The sequence below is a fragment of the Mycobacterium sp. 852014-52450_SCH5900713 genome, assembly GCF_001667075.1.
GTDB lineage: Bacteria > Actinomycetota > Actinomycetes > Mycobacteriales > Mycobacteriaceae > Mycobacterium.
The window spans coordinates 88364-99786 of record NZ_LZIL01000005.1 but is presented as its reverse complement, the minus strand read 5'-3'; the positions used below and the strand labels follow the sequence as shown (position 1 = coordinate 99786).

Sequence of the window (11423 nt, the reverse complement as noted above, 5' to 3'; positions counted from 1 at the left end):
ACCCATCCGTACCCAAGGCATACCCACCCTGACGGGCGTCCAAGTTGGGTACGCCCCGACCCTTCCGGCGCGAACGCGCAGGTCAAGGAGTTTTTCAGTCGAGCGGGTCAGGGTGGGTACGCGGTGGGTACGGGTACCCATCGGGCAGGGGAGTACCCACCCATACCCAACCGCGTACCCACCCGGCCTGACCTGCGAATACCCACCCGTACCCAAGGGGCGACCCACTTCACGCCCACCCATACCCACGTTGTTCTCCCCCCTATTTATAGGGGGAACGGGGGTAGGGAACCGACCCAACGAAATTGACCGCCCGCCTCCGCCGGCGGATTGGTAGGGCGGTGTCTGCGGGCCGCGTCGCCCGACGCACAGCCCACCCGCCGACCATCAGCGGACACCCGATCGGATAGAGGGCTGTGGATACGCCTGCCGAGCCCAAACCGCCTCCGGTGCAAGCACATTGCCGACCTGTGTCGGTGTTGTGACCTGTCGACACCCGACCAACCCCGCGCCCGCCCGCCACCCGACGCGGCTCCGAAACCGTTGCACCCTAATGCGGTACGAATGCGGTATGGCACCAACAATGTCGAGGTACGCGAGCCGCGAACGCGCCGCAGAGGCATTCCAGCTCCGCGCCAGCCGGCACTCCTGGCGCGAGGTCTGCGACCGTCTCGGCTACCGCTCTATCGGCGCAGCGCAGACCGCCGTCAACCGTCACGTCGAGCGGCTGCGGCGCGAACCGGCGATTACCTCATTCGAGGCTCACAAGTTCGCCATCCAGACGCGCACCCGCGCGCTGACCCAGCGGTTCACGGCGGCGTACCGGGCTGGCGACGACGACACGCTGGTGACCCTCAACCGCGAGATCATCCGCAACGAGGCCGAGCTAGCCAAGCTTGACGGGCTGTACGAACCGGAGACCGTCAACGTCAACGTGACTCAGACGCCGGCCGCGATCATCGCTGACACCCGCGAACGGTTGCGGGCGGTGGTCGACGCCGAAGTGGTCGAGATGCCTACGACGAAAGAGATCGAGCAGTGAGCGCACTAACCAAACGCGATGTCATCGACGCCGCGATGTCAGTGGCCGAGGACGTGGCCGAAAGTCGGCTTGACCCAACGCAGTTAAACCAGGCCGTTGCCGACGAGTGCAAGGCACTGTTCGGCACTGTTGTCGGCGACGATGATCCGCTGTGGCCGTTGCACATCGACGTCGCACGCCAGGTGCTCGCCGTCGGTGGCCTGTCGGCCGATGAGCTGAGCGAGTGGTTGGCCGTTGCAAGTTCACGGGCCGAAGAGCCGATCAGCAGCCCGCAGCCACCCATTGACCCGCCGGCCGGCACTTCGGCCGCGAGTAGGCCGCGCAGCCCCGAAATCGACCTAGCGGAAAGCGATCTCAGCACCGCTGTCGTCGGTGTCGTGACGCCACCTGGCGCGGAGACCGGCCCGGTAGCCGATCCGCCGGCCGCCGACACCAACGCATCGCCAATGGTCGAGCTGCCTGATGGCCGCCGCATCCCCCGCCGGCACATCATCGCGCGCGGCCGTGAGCTGCCGACCGACAACGGCCTGCGCGAATGCTGAAGGCATTGCCGTGTCGTCTTGGCGTCGGCGGTCATACAGCGACTCGTCGAAGGCGTCCCAGGTCGTGCTTAGTTGTCGGGTTTGGACTGTCCTGATTTCTTCGCGCAGTCGGGACAAAGCGTCGCGCTCCACGTACCTGTGTGGTGTGCGCCGCACCTGGTGCAAGTTAGTTGCCTGGATCCCATGACTTTCCCCTCCTGAAGAGCCGATGCAGGCAATCATCGCAGCTACGCAGAAAGTTGTAAGCGGTTTACCATTGCTACTCGTCTCAAATCTTTAGTTTTAAGACGGAGTGAGCGACGTACCCGACAGCACAGCAATACCGAGGTCGTGAATCTCAAAAGTTGTCGCGTATCGAAATAGCGGCATACAGACTTTTGAGATAGGCTTGCGGCATGACCGCCGCCGCCATCACCGCATCCACTCCCGCGCCGACCGGCGCACTGCTCGGCTACGCCCGTGTCAGCACCGGCCACCAATCGCTCGACGCGCAGGCCGACGCGCTCACCGCCGCCGAGGTCGACCCCCAACGCATTTATTCCGACAAGCTGACCGGCACGTCGACCCGCGAGCAGCGGCCCGGTCTGGCTGCGGTGCTCGACTACGCGCGGCCAGGCGACACCATCGTGGTCGTCGGTATCGACCGGCTCGGCCGCAACGCCGCCGAGGTCATGACCACGATCCGCGAGCTTGGCGAGCGCCAGATCATCCTCCGGTCACTGCGCGAGGGCATCGACACGTCAAACGCGACCGGCCGCATGGTCGCCGGCGTGCTCGCGTCTCTGGCTGAGCTTGAGCTTGAGCTGGGACGTGAGCGCCGGGCAGCGTCGCGCGCCGCGCGCAAGGCCCGCGACATGCCCATCGGCCGGCCGTCGAAGCTCACTGCCGCTCAGATCAGACAGGCCGAGGCGCTGCGTGCCAGCGGTGAGCCGGTGCCGGTGATCGCCGAGACGTTGGGCGTCAGCCGCGCAACGCTGTACCGCGCGCTGGCGAGCTGACTGAGCCCGACGCAAGATCGGCGTAGCTTTGACTGCATGGTTAAACCTGTTGAGCGGAAGTCGATCACCGTCAAGTCGGGCGGGATGGTCCAGACGTTCACGGGCGACCCGCAGCTCCACCTCCTGTCAATCGGCGTCTACTTCATCTCGATTCATGATCCGAGTGCTCCCTCCGGCCGACGGACTGCCTGGCAGCAGCGGGTGGAGAACGGCAGGGCAGAAGGTTTCGAGATCACGATGGAAGGCTTCGACATGGGGCTCAAGGTTGGCGACCGTGTGCGTAATCGGTCGGGCTGGGAAGGCGTCGTTTCAGAAGTCACCGACACCGATGCGAAAGTGGAGTTTGATAACGGCCAGTCTGGCTGGTTCGGTCTCTACGAACACCTCGTTTCCGGCGGGGTCCTGGAATTGATTTAGCACGGCGTACGGGCGCAGCTGACCTGGCCGAAAAGCGTTGGCAAGTAACTAGTTAAACCACCGACCCCGCTAGGCATTGTCGACTCACCGGCCGCGCTCACGTACCGAGCGAGTGCACGCCGTTGGTGCATGCTCAAGGCGTGACTAGCTCAATCGCTTCACTGACCGTTGACCCGCGCAGCCGACCGATGGAATCGTGGCGTGCCCGCAAGGGCGTGCTGGCCAGCCGTGGCGAGACCGACGGGCCGCGTGTCGAGGAATGCAACGCCGCACTGAGCTTTTGGCGGTTGCGCATGTTCCTGGTTCGTGAGTTCGGCATGACGGTCGAGCACGTCGATGCCGTGGTTGATCAGATGCTGGCCGACCGGGAGGCGGCGTCGTGATCGTCGCGCAGCAAGCCACAGACCGCGCAGGGGACCGTATGAGGCTGTCCCCTGCGCTTAAACCCCTGCGCCAGCGGCGTAGCGGGGCAGCCCCTCGCTCGCCGGCCCTCCCTCGGCCGCCGCTGCGGCGCAACCCCTCGGCCAGGAGGCGTGACGTGATGATCCCCGTTCTGCAAACGGCTTACATGGCCCCGCTTTTGGTGGGCGCGGTGGCCGGCGGCGGCGCTTGGGCGATCGCGGCCCCTCCCTCGGTCGCCGCTGCGGCGCAACCCCTCGGCGGCAGCCGGTTCGGCCGCAAAAGGGCGGTGTGCCGGCGACACCGCAGCCGATCAAGCGGCCGGCGAAGCTGGCCCCTCCCAAACCCTCCAAGCGCGGATGAAAGGACGGCACCCGATGCGTGACCACAAGCATTCCCGCCCGGTCGACCAGATCGAACAGCGTCGCCGCCGGCGCGCGAGCATGCCCCTGGCTTATGACGGCGATTTCGACCTGGCCGCCGAGGTCGCCGCGATCGCGGATCCGTTGGCCGCCCGCGTCGCCGACGCCGCGCAGCCCCTTGCTTTCCGGCCTCCTGTGATCGAGCTGGCCGACGCGGTGCATGAGCTGGTGTCGGCCGTGGTCGGCTGGTTGGCCGAGACCGACGCCCTCGCGAAGACGAAGCACCTGGCCGGCGAGCCCAGCAGCCGACGCAAAGCGGTGCGGACGCTGTGCGACCTGGCTCAGCGGCCGGCGCTGCCGGAGATCACCGACGACGCGCTGACTTCGGGCACGTGGGCGGCGGCGCTGGTGTCGATGGCCGCCCCCTCTACTGAGCCGCTGGCCGAGCTGCTGAGCCGGGCATGGCCGCCGGACCATGAGGCGCTGCGCGGCCTGCCCTCACGCTCAGAGCGGTTAAACGAGCTGCTGCGCAACACGATTGACCGGGCCGCCCTAGCACTGGAACGCCGCCTCGATTGGGTCGAGTCGGCCCCGCCGGCACCAGCCCGGCTGACCGAGACCGCCCGCACCGAACAGGCCCGCGCCGAGCTGGCCGCGATGGGAGTTGAACTATGACCGCGCCGACTATGCCGACCACGCGCGAGGCCGCGCCGCCGGGAGTGCTGCCCGCGATTCCGTTCATGGCTCCGCTGGTCAACCCGGCCTCGATCGGGCTGTACCCGCTGGTCGATTGGACCGACGTCCCGATTGATCAGCCCTCGCGGTTTCTCGGCGAAGGCGTCTGGGTGCGCCATTACAACTACGGCGGTGCCGGCGCTTTTGGTGTCTGGGATGCCCCGTGGTGCGGTGAAGTCGAACGGATCACCGTCAGCGGTACCGGCGGCACCTGGGATTACACCTGGGGCGGCCAGACCGCGACCGGGCTGGCGTTCAACGTGCCCGTGGCCGACCTACAGGCAGCGATCGACGGCCTTCCCAACGTCGAGCCGGGCGGCGCGCACGTCAGCTCGCCGAGCCCCGGTGTCTACCTGGTCAGCCACACCAGCCGGCAGCGGTCCTCGGTCGATGGCTCGGCGCTGACCGGGCCGGCCGCCGGCGCGAAGACGCAGCCGGTGCGCAAAGAGGGCGATCGCCCACCCGACACCGATCCGTTCCCGCCGGTCACCGTGTGGGCGTCGGGCACCTGTGACATGACCGAATACGGCCAGTCCGAGGCGATTACGCGGGCGCAGCAGAATCTCCGGCTACTCGAACAGGTCGCCGTCGAGCGTGATCTGTCGATTCGGCTGCTCGCCGACAGCGCCGGCGTCACCGTCGAGCGCACCACGTTGCCCTCGGCGATCAGCTACCTAGAGGGTCTGCTGGCCGAGACCAACACGCTGGGCATCATCCACGCCGGCGCGCAATGGGCCTCAATCGGTGTCGCGCAAGGCGGGCCGGGTGGGCTGTGGCAGCGCAGCGGTTCGGCGATCAAAACGCAGCTCGGGCACAGCCTGGCATTCGGCGGCGGGTATGTCGACGGGCTGGGAACCACGCTGGTCGCGACCAGCGCGCCGGTCTACGGCTGGCGTGATGAGCCGGCGCTGCGCACCACCGCGCACTACCAGACGAATGAGTTCATCGCGATTGCCGAGCGCAGCGTGGCGCTGGCCTACGAAGAGGTCATCGGCGCGGTGACCGTGACCACGGCCCCCTGACCGCCCGGCCCCCTGATCAGAACGGATGAGCAGCAGCGATGACGACGGCACGACCGCCTTGACGAGGACGCCAAGATCGGCGTCGAAGCCGCTGGCCTGCGCTATGTGCCGCAGTGAGCTTCGGACGCCGATCGTGACGGCATGAGGCTCCGACTAGCACGATTTCGCCGACGTGAAGGGACATCGACACCATGACCAAGGCCAAGAAACGCCGGCTCACGCTGGCCGATCTCACCGCCGCCGAGCGTGAGCGCGCGGCGCTGGCGTTCCACGAGGCCGGCCATGCGATCGCGGCGACGCTGCTCGGTGGCCGTATTCGGGCGGCGGTGATCTCCGAGGGCCGCGCCTTCGGCATGCTCGGCAAGGCCGTCCACGACCAGGTTCCCGGCGGCGGCTGGCCGTCCATCCTCTACGCCGGCCCGTGGGCCGAGGCCCGCTTTCGCGCCGGGCGACGACCGACCCAACGTGAACTTTTCACCGCGCTGGAGCACAACGGCTGTGACGATCGCGAGCTGTCGCGCGCCGGCGGATCGGTGACCGGGGCCGGCGTCGTGCCGCTGCTGGAACGCTGCTGGCCGTCGGTGGCCAAACTCGCCGCTCAACTGTGGAGCAACAGCGACGTGCGGCACGGCGACGTCTGCGCGGCGCTGCAGATTCCCGAGCGGGACAACGGATTTCATTTGTCGCTGATCCGCAGCGGCACCGCGCCGGGAAACCTGAAAGTCACGCGCTCGACGGCTGCGACCGCATCGACCGGCTGACCCGGCCAGCCCCACTACGACAACCACGACGGCCTCATGACCCATCACCCCGAATGATCGAGAGAGGCCCAACATGACTGCCGCGACCACCGCGACCATTGCCACCAGACCGGCCGCCAGCACTACCGCCAAGGTCACCGCCGACGAGATTGACACCGCGATACTGGCCGCGCTCGCCGATGCCGGCGGGGCGCAGCGGTCGGTGCGCTGGACGACGATCGAGCGGCGGATACCGGGCACCGTGTGGCAGCAAGAGTGCGCACTGGTGCGGCTGTGGAACGCCGAGCGCATCTATGCGGTGAAAGTTGGCCGGCATCTGTTGCTTGAACTCAGCAGCCCGATCGACGCGATGATCGCGGCCAAGCGCGGGCGCACCGCTCGCGTGATGCCGGTCGTGCCGTGACCGCGAAGGCGATCAAGACGACCAAGGCCACACCGCCGGCGGCCGACGCTGATCGGGTCGCCGCGCTGGTCGCTGCCAGGGCCGGGCAGGCTGTGCGTGCGCGTCGGCGACCAGCGACCCCGGCCGAACTGGCGGCGCGGATCATGCCGGGCTACCGGATCACTCCGACCATTGCGCTGATTTCCGACGCGCTGGCCGAAGCGGTCGGCGAGCCAGGGCGGCGGCTCATCGTGAGCGTCCCTCCCCGCGAAGGCAAGTCGACGCTGGTCAGCCAGGTCGGGCCGCCTTACGCGCTGATGACCGACCCCAACAATCAAGTTGTGCTGGTCTCGTACGCCGACGCACTGGCGCAGGAACACTCCGGTGAAGCCCGCGCCCGCATCACCGAGCATGCCGACCTGTTGGGCTATCAGCTGCGCGCCGACAAGCAGGCTGTGGGCCGTTGGAAAGTCGACGGACACGATGGCGGTCTGCTCGCGGCCGGAATCCTGTCCGGTATCACGGGCTTCGGTGCCGACCTGTTGATCGTGGACGATCCGGTGAAGAACGCGCAGGAGGCCGACTCACCCGCCTACCGCCGCCGCGTGATCCATGAATTTCGCTCGACGCTGCTCACCCGACTACACCCCAACGCCAGCGTCGTGCTGATCATGACCCGCTGGCATCCCGAGGATCTGGCCGGCGTGCTGTTGGCCGAAGAACCGGATCGGTGGCGGCACATCAACATTCCCGCGATCGCCGAGGCCGGCATTCCCGACGCGCTCGGCCGAACGCCTGGCGTGGCGATGACCTCGGCGCTCGGCCGCACGGCCGAGCAGTTCGATGATCTGCGGCGCGGTGTGGGACAACGAACCTGGTACAGCCTCTATGAGGGCGTGCCAGCCGCACCCGAAGGTGGCTTGATCAAGCGGCAGTGGTTGGACGATTGGCGGTTGCCGGCCGCCCCACAGCGCCCGCTGCTGACCGTGGTCGGCGTCGACCCCAGCGATAGCGGCTCCGGTGATAGCTGTGGTTTGGTGGCCGCGTCGATGACGGCCGAGGGCGTCATCGCCGTGATCGCTGACCAATCGGCACCGATGACGTCTGATCAGTGGGCGCGCGCTGCGGTCGAGCTGGCCGCCGGCGTCGGCGCATCTGAGATCGCCGTCGAGGGCTTCGCAGCCCGCGAGACCTACACGCGCGTGGTCAACGACGCCTTGAAGCGGTACCGGATCGAGCGGCCGGTGAAGGTGACGAGCTGGCCGCCGAAGGGGTCCGGTCGTGGCGGCGGTGATGCGCTGGCCCGGTCGGCGGCGCTGCTGCAAGGGCTAGAAGTCGGCACTTGTCGGCTGGCCGGCCACTTCCCGGCCTTTGAAGAGGCCGCGGTGACCTGGCAGGCCGGGCAGCACCAGCCTGACGGGCTGGCGGCGCTGGTCGTGGCCCACGACGTGCTGGTGCACGCTGCTGGCCGGCAATGGTCGTTCGCGTCGCCGTTGGAGACTGAGCGCCGCCTTGCCGATCGCCGGCAGGCGGCGGCGTCGGGCCTGGCGCGGCGAGTCACCGATCGCCCGGCCATCACGCCGATCGGCGGTTATCTGCGCCGGCGAATCAGCGGGTAGCCGATCGTTGGCGACCTGGGCTGAAAGGCCGCGCGGTGTCGGTGTCTTACTGCATACTCCGGTCCGTGACGATCGTGACAGAGACGGAAGAAGAACGACCCTACGACAATTGGGCGAAGTACCGCTCGCAGTGGTGGACGCGCTACTTCACCGGCGAGCTGGCCCACTTCTGGCCGTCTCAGCTTGATCAATCCGAAGTGGACGCGGGCGGCTATCGCTGGATTTCGCGCAGTGGTGTGTTTGACCTCGCGGGTACCGAGTCCGAACACCGCGAGTTGCATACCGCCGTTGCCGCCTACGTGTGGGGTGTTGGCTTCAACTCGCGCATGTCCATTGGCCGACTGGTCCGCGCTTTCACGACTAATGCCGACACCGTAGAGGCCAACCTTCGGCAAGCCGCCGCGATCCTTGCGAAAGACGGCCCGGTCGCGGCGTATGAGTCGATGCTGGCGGGCGGATCCGCGCAGACGAAATACATGGGTCCGGCGTACTTCACCAAGTTCCTGTTTTTCACCGGCTACCCCGACACCACCGCCGACCTGCGTCCGTTGATCCTCGACAAGCGCGTAGCCACCGCGCTACGGGAACGTGGGGTGTTCGGTCCTCGCGCGGGCAATGCCGACTGGCCCAGCGACCTTTACCGGCGGTACCTCACCTATTGCCACGAGCAAAACCCCACCGATCCCGCCGCAGCAGAAGCCGACCTCTTTAATGAGGGTCGCGCGGCTGACTAAGGGACTCGCCGGACCACGCCAACCGCGTGGATGACCCGCCGCATCGGCGGCGGGCAAATCACACCCCTCCGAGTGTCCTCTCCAACAGGGCGGCGAAACCGAAGTACAGATGGCTCAGCCCCACAATCGACAAGAGCGCGGCGTACTTGTAATAGGCCTCGTGGAAGGGATCAGCGAGCAGATCATCGAGCTGTTCCCTAGCGTCGCCGAAGTGTAACGAGTCGCCGTAGTTGAACGTCCGAATGAGGTTGTCTGGGTTGACATTCCCGTAGCTCACCGGGTCGTCAAGAGTGGCGTTGGCCGCTTTGACTCCCGTCAGGGTTTGCAGCGTGTGGTTCATCAGCTTGCCGCGTGCGGCCCGCCATTGGAGCACCGTGTCTTTGATTGCTGCCTGCTGGTCGTCGGGCAAGGTTTTCATTGCCTTGAACAACGCGTTGTAGGCGTTCGTGAAACACGCAGGCTCACCATCATTGTGTAGCTGCCGGAATGCGGCGGACGCGCCCAGGAAGCTCTCGTCGTTCGGGTAGTCCGACACCCGGAGATGCCACTCGCCGTCGGTGGTCTCCTTGTCCATGTGAGCCGACAGCTTGGTGTCGTCGTTGATGATGCTGAACCTGGCTAGGCGTCGGCACATCTCTATAAATCGCAGCACGCTGTCACGGTCACCGGCTTGAATGTTGATTTGCGGTAAGGCGTAGGGGTCGGGGAGCTCAAAAACGTAGTCCAGCTTCTCCCAATAGTGGCGGAACCCCTTGGCTCCGTCCTTTCCGTACTGCTGTAGCGGTGGATCGAAGCTCAATGGGCGCGGGTGAATCGTGTCGTATACCGGCTTCATGTCGAACGTCAGCGTGTCATTGCTGATATTGACCGTGCGTTTGGTGATCTTGAACAGGAACTGGATCGACGGGGCACCGGCGGGTGCGTCCGGTTCTGGCGGCCACTCCATAGATATGTACTGGCCTTCCGACACCTTGCGCGCCGTCAGCGGGCCGTCGGGGCCTTCTGGGTCGGGCGGTTCCGGCGGACCCATCCATTTGGGCCGCGCGCCCGAGGCGGTGCCGCTTTGACGCTTGGCCGCAGGTTCTGGCCTCGGCTTGGGCACCCTCTCGGCTGGACGGTCCGTTGGACGGCGGCGCTGCGACTCGGCGAGCCGCTTGTCCCGTTGTTTGGCGCGCTTCTTGTCGCCCCTGTTTCCCACAGGCCGAAAAGTACTCCAAACCTCCGACACATACGTCGAGGGCAGTGGGCACACGAGCTGCCGCTTCCGTAGATGTCCACGGTGGCCTGTTCGATGCGCTCCCGACCGCACCGACCTTCATTGAGCCGGGCGGCACACCGAACACCCGTTCGGTGTGTCCTAGCCGTGTCCTAAGACTCTCGATCACGGGCAAATACATGCTGGACACATCAATACAGACCAGCCGCTCCGACCTGGACGAATCGGCACGCCGTAGACGCTCGGATACGGGCCAGCACACCCGGTTTCACACTGGCAGTGTGGGGGTCAGGGGTTCGAGTCCCCTTAGCTCCACAGATATTCGGACTCAGCGATGTAGGTTCCACTGGCCGAAATCGCCGGCAAGGACGTCATTGACGTCGACTTCTAGTCCCCCGACTACTGGGCCCGGATTCGACGCCGTACTCACCACGCGTTGGTAGAGAACCGCGGCAGGGTCGACCTGCCCGTGGGACCAGGCCTTCGTCTGCCAGGCCCACCGATGTCCGGGCGTTCGCGAATTGCCAATGACGCCGTCGGCGGCGGCCCACTGGCACACATCGAGACCGCCCTAGACGCCGGTGCGCTGCACGCCCAGCACCGAATTGATGCCGCGAAACCACTTGAGCGCCAGGTTGTTCCAGGTGTCGTGGCTGATGTCTTCGTCAACGCTGAAGAAGATCGGGGCGCTCTGACCGCCACCCGCGGCGGTGTGCAGATCCCAGGCGGTGCGCGCGTCGGCCACGCCGCCCTCGAACCCGCGCCTGAAGTCCGATGGTGCCGTCCCGCCCGGCTTGCCGTATTGGTAATTGCTGACGATCATCAGCCCGGCAGCGGTCAGCTGCTCGGCGTAAGACCGCGTGATCGGCTTGGCGCCCATGGACGAGCCGGGACGCGATAGCGAGACGTAGTTGATCACCCCGGAGTACCCCGCAGCCCGGATGTGGTCGGCTGGAATCTGGCGCGTGGCGAAGTCGATCAGCCGGAGGGGGGCGGCAGCCCGCGCAGGGACGGCGACACTGGTCGACGCCGCGTACAACCCTGGCAGTGCCGCCATCGTGATGGCGTAGAGCAACACGTCGCGCCGGGGGAGAGGGCGTGACCGCTGCGCACTCGCCGACAAGTCCTGCATCGCGTGATGTTAAATTTGTGACTTTTGTCACCATAAGTGGCGCTTCGCAGTCGATCCGAATC

The 11423-nt window shown here is 66.5% G+C and carries 12 protein-coding genes and 1 pseudogene; 11 read left to right on the top strand and 2 right to left on the bottom strand.

The window, feature by feature from the left end; translation table 11 throughout:
- Positions 1–583: 583 nt before the first annotated feature.
- The 11 genes from A5773_RS01330 to A5773_RS01280 all read left to right on the top strand — a co-directional run bounded on the left by A5773_RS01330 (position 584) and on the right by A5773_RS01280 (position 9013).
- Complete coding sequence (locus tag A5773_RS01330) at positions 584–1042, top strand: hypothetical protein (RefSeq protein ID WP_067789044.1); 459 nt, start codon at positions 584–586, stop codon at positions 1040–1042.
- A complete protein-coding gene (locus A5773_RS01325; protein WP_067789041.1) occupies positions 1039–1584 on the top strand; it encodes a hypothetical protein in 546 nt (181 codons plus the stop codon). Before A5773_RS01330 ends, A5773_RS01325 begins: the two co-directional genes overlap by 4 nt.
- A 410-nt stretch (positions 1585–1994) precedes the next feature.
- A complete protein-coding gene (locus A5773_RS01320; protein ID WP_197507836.1) occupies positions 1995–2582 on the top strand; it encodes a recombinase family protein in 588 nt (195 codons plus the stop codon).
- 36 nt (positions 2583–2618) lie between these two features.
- Positions 2619–2999: a hypothetical protein gene (locus A5773_RS01315; RefSeq protein WP_067789034.1), complete on the top strand. Its 381-nt coding sequence runs from the start codon at positions 2619–2621 to the stop codon at positions 2997–2999.
- Positions 3000–3139: 140 nt separating this feature from the next.
- On the top strand, positions 3140–3382 hold the full coding sequence (locus A5773_RS01310) for a hypothetical protein (protein ID WP_067789031.1): 243 nt from the start codon (positions 3140–3142) through the stop codon (positions 3380–3382).
- A gap of 393 nt (positions 3383–3775) precedes the next feature.
- Positions 3776–4435, top strand: coding sequence for a hypothetical protein (locus tag A5773_RS01305; protein ID WP_067789029.1), 660 nt, complete (start codon positions 3776–3778; stop codon positions 4433–4435).
- Complete coding sequence (locus A5773_RS01300) at positions 4432–5517, top strand: hypothetical protein (RefSeq protein WP_156744685.1); 1086 nt, start codon at positions 4432–4434, stop codon at positions 5515–5517. The genes A5773_RS01305 and A5773_RS01300 overlap by 4 nt, the downstream gene beginning before the upstream one ends.
- 191 nt (positions 5518–5708) lie before the next feature.
- A complete protein-coding gene (locus A5773_RS01295; RefSeq protein WP_067789023.1) occupies positions 5709–6278 on the top strand; it encodes a hypothetical protein in 570 nt (189 codons plus the stop codon).
- A 73-nt stretch (positions 6279–6351) separates the two neighbouring features.
- Positions 6352–6681 carry a hypothetical protein gene (locus A5773_RS01290; RefSeq protein ID WP_067789020.1) on the top strand — a complete coding sequence of 110 codons (330 nt, stop codon included), beginning with the start codon at positions 6352–6354 and terminating at the stop codon, positions 6679–6681.
- A gap of 143 nt (positions 6682–6824) precedes the next feature.
- Entirely contained in the window at positions 6825–8279 is a 1455-nt protein-coding gene (locus tag A5773_RS01285; RefSeq protein WP_082948040.1) for a terminase large subunit domain-containing protein, read from the top strand.
- 65 nt (positions 8280–8344) lie between these two features.
- Positions 8345–9013, top strand: a complete 669-nt coding sequence (locus A5773_RS01280; RefSeq protein WP_156744683.1) for a hypothetical protein — start codon at positions 8345–8347, stop codon at positions 9011–9013.
- 58 nt (positions 9014–9071) lie between these two features.
- Here the strand turns inward: A5773_RS01280 and A5773_RS01275 are convergent, their stop codons facing one another.
- Complete coding sequence (locus A5773_RS01275; RefSeq protein WP_156744681.1) at positions 9072–10211, bottom strand: hypothetical protein; 1140 nt, start codon at positions 10209–10211, stop codon at positions 9072–9074.
- 346 nt (positions 10212–10557) lie between these two features.
- Positions 10558–11361: pseudogene (locus A5773_RS01270) on the bottom strand (DUF1906 domain-containing protein).
- Between the last annotated feature and the right edge of the window lie 62 nt (positions 11362–11423).